15 protein-coding genes are annotated in these 16243 nt (G+C 43.2%); 2 read left to right on the forward strand and 13 right to left on the reverse strand.

Going from position 1 to position 16243, the window contains the following annotated elements:
* Both L634_RS32765 and L634_RS0115445 read right to left on the reverse strand, forming a co-directional pair.
* A partial coding sequence (locus L634_RS32765; RefSeq protein ID WP_198029777.1) for a transposase occupies positions 1-133 on the reverse strand: 133 nt, incomplete at its 3' end.
* A 182-nt stretch (positions 134-315) separates the two neighbouring features.
* The gene (locus tag L634_RS0115445) at positions 316-1773 is read right to left on the reverse strand and encodes an alanine/glycine:cation symporter family protein (protein ID WP_026583216.1); all 1458 of its coding nucleotides are present in this window, start codon (positions 1771-1773) and stop codon (positions 316-318) included.
* A gap of 257 nt (positions 1774-2030) precedes the next feature.
* Between L634_RS0115445 and L634_RS0115450 the strand changes: the two genes are divergently transcribed.
* Positions 2031-3239, forward strand: coding sequence for an MFS transporter (locus tag L634_RS0115450; RefSeq protein ID WP_026583217.1), 1209 nt, complete (start codon positions 2031-2033; stop codon positions 3237-3239).
* Positions 3240-3296: 57 nt separating this feature from the next.
* On the opposite strand, the gene L634_RS0115455 is transcribed toward L634_RS0115450, so the two are convergent.
* The 9 genes from L634_RS0115455 to L634_RS31250 all read right to left on the reverse strand — a co-directional run bounded on the left by L634_RS0115455 (position 3297) and on the right by L634_RS31250 (position 12901).
* On the reverse strand, positions 3297-3662 hold the full coding sequence (locus tag L634_RS0115455) for a VOC family protein (RefSeq protein ID WP_084028915.1): 366 nt from the start codon (positions 3660-3662) through the stop codon (positions 3297-3299).
* 102 nt (positions 3663-3764) lie between these two features.
* Complete coding sequence (locus tag L634_RS0115460) at positions 3765-5096, reverse strand: CoA-disulfide reductase (protein ID WP_026583219.1); 1332 nt, start codon at positions 5094-5096, stop codon at positions 3765-3767.
* A gap of 358 nt (positions 5097-5454) precedes the next feature.
* Complete coding sequence (locus L634_RS0115465; RefSeq protein ID WP_026583220.1) at positions 5455-6252, reverse strand: class II aldolase/adducin family protein; 798 nt, start codon at positions 6250-6252, stop codon at positions 5455-5457.
* 187 nt (positions 6253-6439) lie between these two features.
* The gene (locus tag L634_RS0115470; protein ID WP_026583221.1) at positions 6440-7711 is read right to left on the reverse strand and encodes a S8 family peptidase; all 1272 of its coding nucleotides are present in this window, start codon (positions 7709-7711) and stop codon (positions 6440-6442) included.
* Positions 7712-8120: 409 nt separating this feature from the next.
* The gene (gene mtnA / locus L634_RS0115475) at positions 8121-9185 is read right to left on the reverse strand and encodes an S-methyl-5-thioribose-1-phosphate isomerase (RefSeq protein WP_026583222.1); all 1065 of its coding nucleotides are present in this window, start codon (positions 9183-9185) and stop codon (positions 8121-8123) included.
* A 13-nt stretch (positions 9186-9198) separates the two neighbouring features.
* Positions 9199-10422, reverse strand: a complete 1224-nt coding sequence (mtnK, locus tag L634_RS0115480) for an S-methyl-5-thioribose kinase (RefSeq protein ID WP_026583223.1) — start codon at positions 10420-10422, stop codon at positions 9199-9201.
* Between the two features lie 274 nt (positions 10423-10696).
* Positions 10697-11512 carry an STAS domain-containing protein gene (locus tag L634_RS0115485; RefSeq protein ID WP_026583224.1) on the reverse strand — a complete coding sequence of 272 codons (816 nt, stop codon included), beginning with the start codon at positions 11510-11512 and terminating at the stop codon, positions 10697-10699.
* Between the two features lie 140 nt (positions 11513-11652).
* The gene (locus tag L634_RS0115490) at positions 11653-11967 is read right to left on the reverse strand and encodes a hypothetical protein (protein WP_026583225.1); all 315 of its coding nucleotides are present in this window, start codon (positions 11965-11967) and stop codon (positions 11653-11655) included.
* Positions 11968-12061: 94 nt separating this feature from the next.
* The gene (locus L634_RS31250) at positions 12062-12901 is read right to left on the reverse strand and encodes a hypothetical protein (protein ID WP_232233777.1); all 840 of its coding nucleotides are present in this window, start codon (positions 12899-12901) and stop codon (positions 12062-12064) included.
* Positions 12902-13031: 130 nt separating this feature from the next.
* Between L634_RS31250 and L634_RS0115500 the strand changes: the two genes are divergently transcribed.
* Positions 13032-14075 (forward strand): lactonase family protein, encoded by a 1044-nt coding sequence (locus L634_RS0115500; protein WP_026583226.1) that lies wholly within the window; start codon positions 13032-13034, stop codon positions 14073-14075.
* 46 nt (positions 14076-14121) lie between these two features.
* Here the strand turns inward: L634_RS0115500 and L634_RS0115505 are convergent, their stop codons facing one another.
* Both L634_RS0115505 and map read right to left on the reverse strand, forming a co-directional pair.
* Entirely contained in the window at positions 14122-15117 is a 996-nt protein-coding gene (locus L634_RS0115505) for a zinc-binding dehydrogenase (RefSeq protein ID WP_026583227.1), read from the reverse strand.
* 326 nt (positions 15118-15443) lie between these two features.
* Positions 15444-16184: a type I methionyl aminopeptidase gene (gene map / locus L634_RS0115510; RefSeq protein ID WP_026583228.1), complete on the reverse strand. Its 741-nt coding sequence runs from the start codon at positions 16182-16184 to the stop codon at positions 15444-15446.
* Between the last annotated feature and the right edge of the window lie 59 nt (positions 16185-16243).

Raw genomic sequence — 16243 nt, forward strand, 5'->3', positions numbered from 1 at the left:
CACACAGCCTTCTCAATATCGCTCCTATATCTCGTCTCAACTTTCCATAAATTACTTTTCTTCTGTATTTTGGGATGAAAACGATGTGGTACTTACAATTCCACCTGGTATGTGATAAACTATTGTCACTCATGAGTACTGCTCCTTTCGTTATATAGAAGTTGGTTTGACGGCCAGTTTCTATTATAACGATAGGAGTTTTTTTATGTCACATTACCACTCTAGAAGCTTTGTTTTCACACGTGCAGAGCACGTGGTTTTAAAACCTATAATAAAAAAATGCCCGGCATCAGCCGGACATCCTTTAACTTTCCATTAAGATACTTTTTCTTCCTGCGGCTTGTATTCTTCCTCCCAATACTCCGCGTTTTTAATGCCAAGCTTTTTGGAGTTGAATACAGGGTCGAGCCCTTGCTTCTTCTGGGCTTCGTAATCTTTTAAAGCAATTAGGGCAGGTTTCGCAAGGATGAGAATGGCGATTACGTTGAGCCAAACCATTAATCCCAAACCAACATCCCCAAGTGCCCAGGCAAGGCCTGCTGTCTTAACAGCACCATAAAATGTTGCGCCAAGCAATACAATTTTTAGAATAAACATCGCAAGTTTGCTATTTTTGCCGTTAATCAAGTAAGCTACGTTTGTTTCAGCTATATAGTAATAGGCCATGATGGTTGTAAATGCAAAAAAGAATAGAGAAATAGCAACAAATCCTGCACCGAAACCTGGAAGTACAGATTCTACAGCTGCCTGTGTAAATCCTGGGCCAGCTTCAACACCAGGGAGGTTTTCTACTATAGGAGTAGTTCCATCCGCTCCTACAGTGTTGAACATTCCAGTAAATAGAATCATGAAAGCTGTTGCAGAACATACAAATAAAGTATCAATGTAGACCGAGAATGCTTGAACAAGACCTTGCTTTGCAGGGTGGGAAACCTCTGCAGCAGCTGCAGCATGCGGACCTGTACCCTGTCCGGCTTCATTGGAATAAATACCGCGCTTTACTCCCCAAGCAATCGCGCTGCCGATGATACCGCCAAACATGGAATCAGCACCAAAAGCACTGCTGAAAATTAATGAAATAACGCCAGGAAGTTCGCCAACATTCATGCCAATAATTATTAAGGCTACTAAAATATACCCTACTGCCATGAATGGAACAGCATACTGAGCAACGGTTGCAATCCGTTTTACTCCACCGAAAATAATCAGTCCCAGCAAACCTATAAGGACAGCCCCTGTTATCCACTGATCAATGCCAAAAGCATTTTCCATTCCCAGTGCGATTGAGTTCGATTGGATACCCGGCATTAGGAGAGCCATAGCCAGCAAAGCAGAAATTGCAAACAGCACAGCAAACCATTTAATTCCAATACCTTTTTCAATATAATAAGCTGGGCCGCCTCGATATAGTCCATCTTTCTTTACTTTATAAATTTGGGCTAAAGTAGACTCTACAAATGCACTGCCCGCTCCGATAAATGCAATGGTCCACATCCAGAAAACAGCACCAGGACCACCCATTGCAATGGCAGTGGCAGTACCTGCTATATTACCAGTTCCTACACGGCCGGAAAGAGCAATAGATAAGGCCTGAAAAGACGAAACGCCCGCTGCGGAACTTTTCCCTCTGAACATAAGCAAAACCATGTCCTTGATATGCCGGACCTGCAAAAAACGGGTTAGGATTGAAAATAACAATCCTACTCCAAGCAAGATGTAAATAACTGGCGTGCTCCATAAAATACCATTAAGCTGATTAATGAAAGCTTCCAAACAACTTCCCCCTTTTTAATATATTCTGAATCTTTATCCTATTAAGAATTATAAAATAAGCACTGTTGTATTACAATGATTTTTTAACGGACTTACGGAAAAATGTCATAGTACTTTTTGGTTAGCTTTACTTTTGCCGGCAGCAACTAAAGTGGGATAAATAGAATAATAGAGGATTTAGCCTTCCTATTTTCGGAAATTTTCGCTATTATATATTTAGGGAAACGAAATGTTGACCGGAAAGAAGTGTTTTAAACATGATTAAACAATCAAAGCGAAATCTAATGATCATGTGGTTCGCCAATTTCTTTGTAGCGGGCAGCATGACCATGGTTCTTCCATTTATTTCATTATATATAGAAACATTTGGAGATCACTCCTCTGCCTACGTACAGCACTGGTCTGGCTGGACGTTTGCGATTACATTTGTCACAGCTTTTCTTTTTTCTCCGATTTGGGGAAGAGTCGGAGATTTGTTTGGACGTAAAAAAATCTTGATTTTGTCTGGAATCGGCATGGGCATATCGATTTTCCTTATGGGATATGTGACCAATGTCTGGCAGCTGTTTTTCCTGAGGCTGTTCATGGGGATTTTTACCGGATTCATCGGCATGTCCCAGGCGTTTATTTCTACACAGACACCTAAGGAAATAGCGGGGAGAGTGATGGGCACCCTTCAGACAGGAAGCATCACAGGTTCCCTGATGGGGCCGCTTCTCGGCGGAGTTCTCGCAGACCTGTTCGGATATGCAGACACTTTCAAATGGACTTCGCTTGCTATTTTTATCTCTGCTCTGCTTGTGCTTTTCACAAAGGAATTCAGAGCCGAAACCCAAAAGGGGGAAAAAACACGCTACTCAAGCAAAGCGGTCATCCAGCACATTATCCGCAATCCGGTATTGCTGACGGTTATGCTGATTTCAACGCTTGTCCAAATGGCACACTTCAGCATTCAGCCCATTCTTTCTTTATATGTGAGCGAATTGCACGGGCCTGAAAATTTGGCTTTCTTTGCAGGAATCGCATTCTCTGCTGCGGGTGCCGGCAATTTGCTGATGGCAAGGCAATGGGGAAAAATAGGTGACGAATACGGATATATCAAAACATTAGTGATCCTTTTGCTCCTCGCAGGCGTCTTTTACCTGCCGGGCGGATTTGTCACAAACATGTGGCAGCTTGTCCTTGTCCGCTTTGCATTAGGAGTGACCATCGGCGGCATCATTCCGGTCCGGATCGCTTATATCCGCCAGGAAGCGCCCGTAGCGATGCAGGGCGAAGTGCTGGGCTACAATACAAGTCTCCGCTTCTTCGGAAACATTATTGGACCTGTCATGGGCGGTTTGATTTCAGGTTATTTTGGTTTTTCAGCCGTGTTTGTTGTAACTAGTATGCTGCTGATCTTAAGCGGTCTGATTTTGCTGGGTGCAATGAACCGCCATCTGAAGCTGGCGAAGGATCCCTATTAATCACTTATCAAATCGCTGCTAAAAGCTGCCGCCTGTACATCAGGAGGCAGCTTTCCTCTATTCTTTAAAATGGCAGACGCCAAGCTTATTCCCTTCCAAATCTTCAAAGTCAAACCACTTTACAGTGCCGTCATCCTGAATCGGGCCTGTTTTAACTTCGTGCTGAATCAAATGGCGATAGGCTTGTTCAATATCATCAGCATAGAAGTTAAAAGGCATATGCGAGTCCTTGTTTGCCGGAATTTCTTCGGGGGTCCGGACGAGTGTTAATGGCGTCTCTCCTGCCTCTAGGGCTGCATACCCGCCCTGATCATCCCTCCATCTTGCCGGAAAGCCAAGTACAGTGGTGTACCAATCAATGGCTTTATTAAAATCTCGAACCGGAAGAAAAACAGTATCAATTCGCTTAAACATTTTCGGCATATGAAACCTCCATATAAATATTAATCATATGAATATTCCACATCCTTATCGTATTCCCTTTATAAAATGCAAAAAATCCAGCAATTTCAGCTGGCGTTGCTATTATTTCACAGCATTGCTGGCAATATGGACAGCATCCCAAACACCAGCAAACGGAGGCGCATAGCATAAGTCCACCATGCCAAGTTCATCAGCAGGCATTTGATTGTGAATCGCCACAGCGAATACATCAATTCGGAGAACCACTCCTTTATTGCCGATAGCATGAGCCCCCAATATGCGTTTAGATCCTTTTTCACAAATAAGCTTGATCCAAATAGGAGTCGGATTAGGGTAATAGCTCGGATGGTCTGAAGCTTTCACAAACTCTGTTGTATAATCGATGCCCAGCTTTTTTGCATCTTCCTCGGAGAGACCGGTTCTGCCAAGCTCCATATCAAAAATCTTAATGGCGGCACTTCCCAATGTGCCCACATATTTTTCATGGCTGCCGGCTATATTTGCTCCTGCCAGCCGCCCGCACTTATTGGCATTGGTTCCGAGCGGGATATAATCATTTTCCTCAAGGACTCTATGGTAAACTTGTGCACAATCTCCGGCAGCATACACATCTTCCATATTAGTACGCATTTCACGATCAATGATGATTGCACCATTTTCAGCTAATTCAATGCCCGATCCTTCCAGAAACTTTGTCGCTGGTTTCACTCCAACCGCAATTAGAACTAAATCAGCTTTATAGGTGCCTTTATCCGTGGTCACACTCTCCACTTTCTGATCTCCTCCGAAGCTCTCAACCTTCTCGCCCAGGTTCAGCTCAACGCCTTTCTCCCGGATTTCCTTTTCGGCGATGTCCGTTATTTCTTTATCAAATGGGGCAAGTATCCGCTCCCCCATTTCGATGACTCTGACGTTTTTGCCGATCGTTTTCATCGCTTCGACCACTTCAATACCTATATAGCCGCCGCCAACAATGACAACATCCTTCACTTCGGGCTTATGGGCAATTTCTTTTAAAACCATCCCGTCTTCTAGTGTTTTAAGCAAATGAATGTTCTTAAGGTCCGCTCCGGGAAATGGCGGCATCATCGGGAATGTTCCTGTACCAATCATTAGCTTGTCGTATGTATCTGTAAAGGTTTTATTAGCTGCAAGATCTTTTACGGTTACTTCTTTCTTGTTAGTGTCCACTTTCACAACTTCATGCCTAAGAAAGGTCTTAATGCCTCTCTCGGTAAATTGTTCTTGGGTCCGTGCAATCATTTTCCGGTAATCATCATTTTCGCCTGATACATAATAAGGAAGACCACAGGCTCCATAGGATAAAAAATGGCCTTTTTCATATACAACAATTTCCGCTTCGCTGTCCATTCTTCTTAGCTTAGAAGCGGCCGACATGCTCGCAGCCACCCCGCCAATGACCAATAGTTTCATAGGAATCTCTCCTAACATCTAAATGACCTATTTTTTATATTGGCTCTGTTAAATTTGCCTGTTGATTTCAGCACGAGGCACTCAAGCGTTCAGCCTGCGGTCCGATGCTCCACGGTGCATTCGCACCTGCGGGGCTCCCGCTGACACGCTTCCCCCGCAGGACTTTAAACAAACTCCCCCAAGTTAACACCGCACGCACGAAGGAAATGCGAATGCATTTTCGCTGGATTAGCACCTTCCGCTCCAATCAACAGGGTGCTAAAAATCAACAATAAGCTTTAACACAGCTTTTATATTAAGCGTTTTCAATATAGGATTAGTTAATAGGCAAAAATTATGCAGTGCTTTTATGGCTATCCTAAGTCATTGATTTTAAAACATTTTTGAGTACTTCATCTGTTACTTTTCTGACAATGGTTTCAATCATTTCTTCAGACAGCCCTGACGGTGTTTCAGCTTTCCGCCCGCTGCTTGGAGCTGGGACGCCGCCTGTTTTTATTCCCATTTTCTCTCGTATCGAGATAAGTTCTGAAATTTGCGCCTTGCTCAATTCATTTGACTTCTGAATAATATGGTCGGAATAAAGCACCATGAGCGCATAATGCTCAAGCGATTCCATTCGGAAATAGGCCTCTGTTATGTTGCGCCCCCAGGTCAATGCACCGTGATTGGCGAGGAGTACAGCATTATAGTCCTTGCAAAAAGGAGCGATGGAATCTGGCACTTCTTCTGTTCCAGGTGTCGCATAGGGAGCTACCGGTACTTTTCCAAGCAGCACGATTGCTTCCGGTGAAACAGGCTTATCCAGGCTGATCCCTGCTATTGCAAACGATGTAGCAACAGGCGGATGGGCATGAACGACGGCTGTTGCTTCCGGGTTTTCCTCATATACTCTTAGATGCATTTTCACTTCTGATGAGGGCTTATATCTCCCTTCCAACACATTGCCGGATAAATCCATTTTAACCATCATGTCAGGGGTCATGAAGCCCTTGCTTACTCCAGTTGGCGTTGTCCAAAGTTCCTGATCCCCGGTTCTAATAGAAATGTTTCCGTCATTCGCCGCTACAAAATTTTTATTATATACCCTCCTGCCTATTTCACAAATGAGTTCTTTTGCTTCATTGTCGCTTATGTAATTTTTGAGATTAGCCATGGATGACATCTCCTTTCCTTTATATCCTCTCCTATTGTATATGCAAAATTGGTTTCCTTCAGCTATTTTTAAAACTTTACACGCTTCGCTAAAATCTGATCATTTCCGCGGAAATACTTTCAATTTCGGGACGTAAAAAAAAACCGCCTGATCAGTAGACCAGACGGTTTCGAGGGCAGCTTATTTATTATCTTACACGAGGGTAGCCGAAGCCTGATGCGTAGTCGTCACCAGTTGCAGCTCCGTAGCCTCCCTTGATGTCGTATAGTTTTGCACGGTTTCTAAGTTCAGTGCGAAGCTGAGTATGGCTCATGCCAGGATTGGCAGACCAAACTTTTGCAGCAAGCCCTGCTACGTGAGGAGTAGCCATGGATGTACCGCTGATAGTATTGTAGCCGCCATTATACCAAGTTGATTCGATGCTGGCTCCTGGTGCAGATACTTCAATGTCACGCTCTTGGATATAATAGTCTCCATCAGTGTTCGGATTGCCGCGGGATGAGAAGTTGGCTACACGGTATGTACCGTTTTGCTGAACATTTTCAAGAGCTGCAACGGCAATGGCATTTACTAGAGCACCAGGGTAGCCGATTGTATTAGCGCTATAGCCGGAATTTCCTGCTGCAGCAACAATAAGAACTCCTTTGCTGTATGCATAATCAACTGCGCTGGCAATTAATGAATCTTTTCCACTGGAACCAAGTGACATGTTGATAACCACTTTTGATCCTGTGCGCACAGCTTCGTCTGCAACATGGCGGATTGCGCCTGCGATATCGTCTGAATATCCAGATCCGTTATCGCCCAACACTTTGTACGCCCATAATTTTGCCTGAGGTGCTACCCCGTAAATTCCAAGGCCATCATAGCCGCCGTGTGCCAATACTGTACCTGCTACATGTGTACCGTGTCCCTGGCGGTCTGTACAAGAACCGTTCACAAGCGGAGTTGATTGCGTAAAGTCCTTACATTGCTCAGCTGAGCCCTGTAAATCAATATGATTTGTATAAACGCCTGTATCAAGAACAGCAACTTTAATTCCGCTTCCTCCTGATGTGCTGCTGATGCTGCTGTTATTGTAAATCGATTCGATGCCCCATGGGGTCTGGTCGCTTGGATATCCAGCGGCTTCTAATGAAACTCCGTCTTTCTTGGATGAAGATGCTTCTGTTCTGGCTGTATCAAGTGTAACCTCGCTTACCTTTTCAATCTTGATATTCTTGTTCTTTAACAATGCCTGGTACTGTTTCTCATTGACCTCCGCTGTCAGACCATCCTTTCCAAAATCCCAGCGTTCCTTGATCTGTGCTTTCACATTTGCCCGTTCTGCTGCAGGCCCTTGAATAATAACCCTATAAGATTCATTTGCCTCTGGCCCTTTTGCAAATGCTCCTGCTGCGAAAACTGATAAACCCATGGTCATACTTAGAAGTGCTGCTCCTAATGCCTTTTTCTTCATCCTTTTTCTCCTTTCAATTCTCTATTTTTTTCCTGTCGTTTCTTGTTGCTTTTTAAGTATATTTAAAACATTCTGACTCTAACAATGTGCTAAATTATGTAATTTACAAACTCTGGAATCAGGCATAGATTCATAGCTTCCTAAAAAGTATCAGGCCTTTTGATGCATTTACAAAAGTTTTCCACTATTTCCATATTATTTAATACGCAATTTTTACAAAAACATTAAGTTTTTACGGATTTTTATAGTTATAAAGACTTATGAATAGAGTCAAATTACACTATAACTTTTTAATGCATTCAGGGATATTTTCCTAGTTGAACGCTTTAAAGATTTAAAGAATGAGGGCAAGAATTTGAATAAACTGAAGAAAAAAAGGCCTCCTGCCATTTGGCACGGAGGCTTTCAGCTACTTTTTAAACATTTTTGGAAGGCTTTCATTGAAAGGGGCGTATGCTATTCCATTTTCTGTAATAATACCTGTGATCAGTTCGTTATCTGTTACGTCAAAAGCAGGATTATATGTTTGCACACCTTTTGGTGCCATCGGCTTTGCATACCATTTTGAGGTGATTTCCCCGGACGGCCTTAATTCAATATGAATGTCACCGCCTGTTTGGCATGTTAGATCAACCGTTGAAAGCGGTGCACAAACATAGAATGGGATATTATAATGCTTGGCTAGAATCGCAACACCGGATGTGCCAATTTTATTGGCAGCATCGCCGTTTGCTGCGACCCGGTCACAGCCGACCAGCACAGCCTGGATTTTGCCTTCTTTCATCACAATGCTTGCCATATTATCGCAAATCAGTGTGACATCGACACCTGCTTCTTTCAGCTCCCAGGCAGTCAGACGTGCGCCTTGAAGAAGCGGGCGTGTCTCATCCGCGTATACTTTAAAATCATAGCCTTTCTCCTGGCCAAGATAGATTGGTGCCAGAGCAGTCCCATATTTGGCTGTTGCGATCGTTCCCGCATTGCAGTGAGTTAGGATGCCCCAGCCTGGCTCAAGAACAGAAAGAGCATGCTTGCCGATTGATTCACATACTTTTTCGTCTTCAGCCCGGATGTTTTCTGCCTCCTCTTTTAAAGCGGCTTTAACGTCAGCGGCACTTTTTGCTTCTTCCTTTTTTAAACGGGCTTCCATGCGGTCAAGTGCCCAAAATAAATTAACGGCAGTCGGTCTTGAAGAAGCAAGATATTCCTTCGCTTTTTTAAAATCACGATAAAGCTCATCATAGCTTTCCGCACTTGACTGCTTCGTGCCCAAATAAACGCCATAAGCAGCGGCAATGCCGATCGCCGGTGCACCGCGAACCTTTAAATGATAGATTGCATCCCATATATCCTTCAAGTCTTTTAAATATAAAAAGTTCTTTTCATTTGGAAGAACGGTTTGGTCTAAGAGAATAAGAGTATCATTTTCATCATCCAATCTGACAGACTGGATCACATCCACTGGTTTTCCCATCTTGCTGCCTCCTCTAGAATCTTTTTTCACAGTCCTTCAGAAGTCCTGCAAAGTCTGCACCTGTTTTGAAAGATTCCCTATCCATAATAAACATTTTTCCGGCTGACAGACAAATCTTTTCTGCTGCTGCTCTGCTGTTTGGCTCTTCAATGGAAGTGACATCTTTTACAGAAGCCAATCCTATGATTCTTCTGCATAATTCAAGACCAGTCACTGCGGCAGTGTCTCGAAGAACCGTATCCAGATAATATTCTTTAAAGCCTTCATAGCGGGCTGTTTGTTCGGTTGCCTTTTCATCCCAGGCCTTAAGAAATTTTTCCTTAAAGAGATCTACAATATCTTCAATCGTGTTTTCCAGATATTCCATCTGATCAGTTCTTGCTTCGTCATCAGCCCCTGTAAATTTCGCGTTAACATAAGCAAACATCAGGTTGGCAATCACGTTGCCCAGATCATAGCCGGCTGGCCCGTAGAAGGCAAACTCCGGATCAATAATTTTAGTAGAGTCTTCTTTAATAAAAATAGAGCCGGTGTGCAGGTCGCCATGCAGCAGGGACTGGGCTTTGGACATAAACTCAAACTTAAGCTTGGCTGTTTCCAGCTGCAGCTTTGAATCCTTCCAAATTTCTTCTTCTGCAAACGCTCTTGTTCCCTCAAACACTTCATTTCTTGGACAATTATAAAAAGGCTCAGTGAATACAAGGTCCTCAGAAATTTCACACAATTCCGGGTTGGTAAATTTCTGGACAAGCCCCTTCTTTTCCTTGTGTCCCAACACAACGTCTGAAGTAAGCAATAGGGTATTCACCATGAACGTCGAAATGTGGTCGGCAAAAAGCGGAAATTTTTTATGCTGCATCAATGCGGTTCTCATGATCGTATGATCGGACAAATCCTCCATTGCCGTACAGTTCATGATGGGATCATAATGATACACTTTTGGCACGAAACCTGGCGCCAGCTTGTTTTGCAGCTCCAAAATCTCGAATTCAATACGGTTCCGGTCAGGAGACAGCTTAAATTCATCGGAAATTCTGGCAACAGGCCCGGCCTGCTTGATGATAAGAGACTTTTTACTTTTGCGGTCAGACAGCTTGAAAACATAATTTAAATTGCCATCCCCAATTTCCTTGCACTCCAATTCGGCATCTGGAGCAAAGAAATCCAGCCTCGTTTTGGCATACTCAATAGCTTCCTGTTCATTCATTGTAAAATAGCCAGATGTGAAAACCGTCATGTGAAAGGCCCCCCTAGTTCATATACGAAACTTTTTAAAAGAATCTATGTTTTCGTTTATTTTATATATTTTAAAATATCTAAATACTATCATGGGAGGGGGGCTTCGACAATATTTTTTTTATAGAAGGCACACTAAATCTTGTCAGTGATTTCTGCTTCAATCAACTCAGGGGTTAACCTCAGTTAGCTCTGAAAAGCAGCAACCTTTACGGGCTAAAGTTTTAATAACCTAATAGAAAATGGAGCTGCCGCGAGCAGCTCCAAGCGGTTGCCTATTTAATGCTGTTGATCGCCTGCTGGACGGTTGAGTAAACTTCAAGCGAAGAAAGATCAATTCCCAAGGTGACTGCACTTTTTGCGAGGTCCGGGCGTATCCCGGTAGCAATTGTGTTAACTCCAGTTATAAGGAGAATGTTCCTTATATCAAAGATATGCTTAGCAATTTCAATATCGATATGGACCGTACCAGAAAAATCAATAATCAAAGTTTCAATCCCCAATTGATTTACTTTCGGTACCGCTTTTTCAATAATAATTTGTGCCCTGTCATAATCGATGCTGCCGATTAATGGCAATATCGCAATTCGGTCCTGGATCGGTACAATGGCTGCAGAAAGTTCATTTACTTGCGTTTGTGTTGCTTTTAAACGTTTTTGAGCGTGGCGTTCGAAAGCAAATACCGTTTCGTTAACGCTTATATCCAGCATATAATTAACCTTTTTTACAATGGCAATGATCTCATCTGCGGTTAAACCATGATCTTTCCCAATGTTTCTTAATCTATCGGTAAAAACAATGCGGGTGTCTGGATATCTGATGACGATGTCAGAAATTTTTCCGCCTCTTGAAGCTGCCCGTTCACCGTTTCCTTTACTCCATTCAACCAAGCCTTCAGGGACTTGATCCTCACCGCTGGCAATCATCCTCCCCAGAAACTTTATAAAATCAATATACATCGAAACGGCTGCGTCAACCTCCAATTGGGGAATCTCAAAACCAAATCTGCCGACAATTTCTGCAACGATTTCTTCAGATAATACCTCTGCCTTTTGAGTAAGATATGCTGAAACTTTTTGTATAGCCTCCATGTGTGAGTAAATCCCCCTCTTATATCATGCTTTGATTATAACTTACTATATATCGGAAATGGCAAAATGGGTTCCCTTAAGAGGAATGAGGTTTTCCTTAAATTCGATTGCGGATAAGCCATAGGCTAGCCCCATCATTTTTATTGGCTGGCCAAATTTTCACCTATTCGTTCATAATCCTCTTCCTTCATGCCGCTGATGAGCAGGGATTCAAACCTTTTAAATAGCTCCTGAATTTCTGGATTCTTATTGATCAGCGGAATCATGTTATGATAATCCTCTTCAGACTTGAAATAGCTGATTTCTGTCCACTTTGATTTCTCTTCTTTGCTTTTTAAAATGGATGTCTGGACATCCATATAATTTCGATAGATTTTAGCGGCTTTTTTCTGTATATCCAGCAGTTCCGGTTCATTTTCCGGACGGATATGGTATTGATAGATTTTTACAAACATAATGGCTCCTTTACTTAATGGCATTTGAAAATTGGCAAACCAGGGAAATTTGCTCTTTCAGCGAGATATGAAGTATATCAGCGAAATGATGATTTTATAGCGAATTTTCAAGTGTTATGAACGAAAATCCCCTTTTATTACAAAACGCCGGAAATACGCTTAATCCCTTGGCTCCGTCAGCTAGTTTCTTATATATGCCCAGTGATTCGATTAAAAACTGATGGTCATAGCCCGTTCTCTCATGGATTCGAAATGCCCATTCCTCAATGCTCCCCGCTGGTTTATCGTTAAACAAACCTTCTGAAGTACTCATGAAGCTTTTCCAGTTGTAAAATTCCCAGTGGGCAGTTTCGTTTTTATATGGAACTCTCTGCTCCAGCAGCGGCCGCGGATTAATATTGTTTTGCGAGTTTTCGGCTGCTTGAAGGAAAGTATTCATGTCTATTTTCGATGTATCATAAGTTTGCTGTGAAATTTTTCCGTTCGGACGGTGATAGGTAATTTTGAGCTGATTCCCTTTTGATTCCACCTGTATATCTGCTGCCGGGAAAAATCCGCTTAATTTTTCTGAGGTAAACTCCTCAGAATCCGGATCGATTAAGATCGGCTGGAGCCATTGGTCTCCCAGGTCGCATAAAAAACGCGAACCGTTATCATCCACTGCAGCCACTGCAGCATGCGCTGAAGGTGTTTGTAATTGATGGCCTACCGGATAGGCTTCGATTCCCGCCTGCGTCAATTCATGCAGTAGCCAGATGGCCAGATCGAAGCAGTTTCCAGTAATCCCGTATTGATTATGCTGTTCCTTCATTAAGGAAACATCCCGCTGTTTCTTTGAGCCTGCTTTACCGTAAAACCAGGCTTTCGTTAAGGTCTCCATCGGAAAGCCGTCAAACTTTTTCCAAATGGACAATATGGATTCGGGTGCGATCATCACAATCTTCCTCTCGTAATCTCTCCCTTTGTATATTCTTTTTCTTTACAAAAAACTCCTCTTCCTTTTGATTGCTGTGCAAATTATGATAGAGTATTTTTCAGATGATAAACATTAGAGGAGGCTTCTTATGGCCAAGTACATTGGATATATCGGTACATACACAAAAGGCGATAGTGAAGGAATTTACTCGTTCGCTCTCGATACTGAGGCAGGCAATATCTCAGATGTAAATGTGGCAGCGAAATTGGATAACCCGACTTATTTAACGATCAGTGAGGATAATAAATTCCTATATTCGGTTGCGAAGGAAGGGGACTCCGGCGGTGTGGCAGCATATCGTTTGGATAGCCGCAGCGCTTCACTGGAGAAGATCAATAGCCAGGTATCGGCTGGATCTCCTCCATGCCATGTGAGTGTTGATGCTGCAGGGCGCAATGTGTTCAGCGCAAACTACCATAAAGGGACCGTTGAATCATACTTAACAAATACAGATGGCTCTATTGGCCCTGCGGTTTCTGTTATCGAGCATAGCGGATCAGGTCCCGACAGCAGGCAGGAAAAGCCGCATACTCACTATGTAGGGTTAACGCCCGATGAAAAATATGTAGTTGCCGTAGACCTGGGCATTGACCAGGTAATCACGTATGAAGTCAATAAAGGCGTTTTAATAGAAAAAAGCACACTATCTGTAAATCCAGGCAGCGGTCCAAGACATCTCGTTTTCCATCCAAACGGAAAGTATGCGTATGTAATGACTGAGTTTAGCTCCGAAGTTTTGCTGCTGCAATATCATGAAGACGGCAGCCTCACACAGATCCAGGCCATTTCCACTCTTCCAGAGAGCTTTACAGATAATAACCAGGGAAGTGCTATTCATATTTCCTCAGACGGACGTTTTGTTTATGCCGGAAACCGCGGACATGACAGCATTGCAGTTTTCTCCGTAAATCAAGATAATGGTGAACTTTCATTTGTGGAACACACCTCAACTGAAGGAAATTGGCCGCGTGATTTTGTGCTGGATCCTTCCGAAAAATTTGTGGTTGCATCTAACCAAAACTCCAGCAATATTGTTTTGTATAAGAGGGATGGGGATACAGGAAAGCTGACGCTGCTTCAATCCGATGTGGCTGTGCCAGATCCAGTTTGTGTGAAGTTCTTGCACACATAATAAAAAGGGGTGAGAAACTGCTTGTTTGCAGCTTCTCATCCCTTTATTATTCACTGATTTTAAAAGCAATTTTGCCCCATTGTTCAGCATTATCAATTTTATCAAAAGCCTGCTCAAACTGTTCCAGTGGCAGGGCCTGATCAAGGACTGGCCTGATATCATGCTTTTCAATAAACTGAAGCATTTCATGGTATTCCTCTGCGCTTCCCATTGTGGAGCCAAGCAGGTTTTGCTGGGCATAAAACAGGCTGCGGAGATTAAGTTCAAGCTGATCACCTGAAGAGGAGCCAAATGTAACGATAGTTCCGCCGTTGCGAAGGATTCCGAGTGACTTATTGAACGTGGCAGGACCGACTGATTCGATGACAAGGTCGACCTTTTCACCGCTAAGCGCTTCACTCCAGTCTTCGCTGCTGTTAAGGGCTTTATCTGCTCCCAGTTCAAGGGCCTTCTGGCATTTTTCCTCCGAACGGGATGCGACATAGACGGTTGCACCTGCAGCTTTCGCGAATTGCATTAAGAACGTGGCAACGCCCCCTCCTATTCCTGGGATAAACACCTTCATGCCTGCTTTCAATTTTCCTCTTGTGAATAAAGCTCTGTAGGCAGTTAGAGCTGCCAGTGAGAGCACACCCGCTTCTTCCCAGGTTAGATATGCTGGCTTTGGTGCAGCATTTTCAGCAGGGATGACGATATATTCGGCAAACGTTCCATGGAACGGCAAGCCAACAATTTCGAAGCCTGCTGGCGGCGCATCGCTGTTTTCTTTCCAGCCCAGACCAGGATTAATGATAACTTCATCGCCTGCTTTGACATTTGTAACGCCTTCGCCAACTGCATCAATGATACCTGCCCCGTCAGAACCGATAATGAGTGCTGGATCTTCTGGCTTGTGGCGGTTTAATACAAACAAATCTCGATGGTTTAAGCCTGCTGTTTTTAACTTGACTCTAACTTCTCCTGCAGCCGGCTCTGGCATTTCAATTTCTCCAAAGGATAAGCCGGCACGGCCAGGTTTTCCTTCATGAATGATGGCTATCATTTAAATACACCTGCTTTTCTTTAAAAATTTCGTCTATTCTATCATATCTTGAATAGTGGTGATGGAAAAAGTGATATGACTTGGATGTTTCCGCTAAAATGTTGGCCCTTATGCGTCACTATTCAATTTTATGAATCACTTTCAGGCATTTACGCTTCACTTTTTGGTTTTATGTATCAATTTCAACCTCTTTTGCACTACTTTTCGGATTTATGCGTCGCTTCCCGGGGTGATCACGTTTGGTGGATTTTAAAGTGCAAGTATGTTTTCCGGAATAAAAAAGAACCAGAGACACTCTGACTTTTCAGTGGTCCCTGGTTTCTCTTCTAGCGTGTGAGGATAATTGGCCCTTCTTTTGTCACAACAACCGTATGTTCACATTGGGCGACATGGCTTTTATTTGGTGTGACGAATGTCCAGCCATCGCTCATTTCTCTTACTTCTTGGTCTCCGCTTGAGATAAATGGCTCGAACGCGACGACCATGCCTTCTCTTAATAGCTGCTTATCCCATGGGTCAAAATAGTTCAAAATATGGTCCGGCTTTTCATGAAGGGAGCGCCCGATCCCATGTCCGGTTAGGTTCATGATGACAGAAAAGCCGTTGTTCTTTGCTACTTTTTGAACTGTTTTTCCAATAAGACTAAGCTTGCCGCCTGGCTTCAGCTTTTTCAGGCCTTCCTCAAAAGCTTCCTTCGCTGTGTCACAAAGCTTCTGAAGCTTTTCGTCTTCACCGACCACAAAAGATAAGCCTGTGTCTGCAAAATAGCCATCCTTAGAACCTGAAACATCAATATTTACAAGGTCTCCCTCTTTAATTACACGGCTTCCCGGAATCCCGTGGGCGACTTCTTCATTGACACTTATGCAAGTGAAGCCCGGAAAATCATACTCTCCCTTAGGGCCTGAGATGGCTCCATGCTTTTCAAAAAGCTCGCCTGCAAAATCGTCAAGCTCCTTTGTGGTGACGCCAGGCTTTGTCTTTTCAATCATTGCATCGCGGATCTCCGCGACAATTTTGCCGATTTCCTTTAGTTTTGCTAGTTCTTCTTCATTTTTTACAATCATATTGAATCCTGCCTTTTCATTAGGTGTTATTCCTCTATTATAGTCTAAATAGAGTGTGC

The organism is Bacillus sp. J33, from assembly GCF_000518885.1.
In the GTDB taxonomy this organism is placed as follows: Bacteria; Bacillota; Bacilli; order Bacillales; family Cytobacillaceae; genus Cytobacillus.

Excerpts from the sequence above, each read along its gene's own strand:
- L634_RS0115485 (WP_026583224.1), bottom strand. The coding sequence starts at position 11,512 with ATGGAGGCTATACAAAAAGTTTCAGCATATCTTACTCAAAAGGCAGAG.
- L634_RS0115500 (WP_026583226.1), top strand. The coding sequence starts at position 13,032 with ATGGCCAAGTACATTGGATATATCGGTACATACACAAAAGGCGATAGT.
- L634_RS31250 (WP_232233777.1), bottom strand. The coding sequence starts at position 12,901 with ATGATCGCACCCGAATCCATATTGTCCATTTGGAAAAAGTTTGACGGC.
- L634_RS0115455 (WP_084028915.1), bottom strand. The coding sequence starts at position 3,662 with ATGCCGAAAATGTTTAAGCGAATTGATACTGTTTTTCTTCCGGTTCGA.
- L634_RS0115450 (WP_026583217.1), top strand. The coding sequence starts at position 2,031 with ATGATTAAACAATCAAAGCGAAATCTAATGATCATGTGGTTCGCCAAT.
- mtnK (WP_026583223.1), bottom strand. The coding sequence starts at position 10,422 with ATGACGGTTTTCACATCTGGCTATTTTACAATGAATGAACAGGAAGCT.
- L634_RS0115505 (WP_026583227.1), bottom strand. The coding sequence starts at position 15,117 with ATGATAGCCATCATTCATGAAGGAAAACCTGGCCGTGCCGGCTTATCC.
- L634_RS0115490 (WP_026583225.1), bottom strand. The coding sequence starts at position 11,967 with ATGTTTGTAAAAATCTATCAATACCATATCCGTCCGGAAAATGAACCG.
- L634_RS0115460 (WP_026583219.1), bottom strand. The coding sequence starts at position 5,096 with ATGAAACTATTGGTCATTGGCGGGGTGGCTGCGAGCATGTCGGCCGCT.
- L634_RS0115470 (WP_026583221.1), bottom strand. The coding sequence starts at position 7,711 with ATGAAGAAAAAGGCATTAGGAGCAGCACTTCTAAGTATGACCATGGGT.
- map (WP_026583228.1), bottom strand. The coding sequence starts at position 16,184 with ATGATTGTAAAAAATGAAGAAGAACTAGCAAAACTAAAGGAAATCGGC.
- mtnA (WP_026583222.1), bottom strand. The coding sequence starts at position 9,185 with ATGGGAAAACCAGTGGATGTGATCCAGTCTGTCAGATTGGATGATGAA.
- L634_RS0115465 (WP_026583220.1), bottom strand. The coding sequence starts at position 6,252 with ATGGCTAATCTCAAAAATTACATAAGCGACAATGAAGCAAAAGAACTC.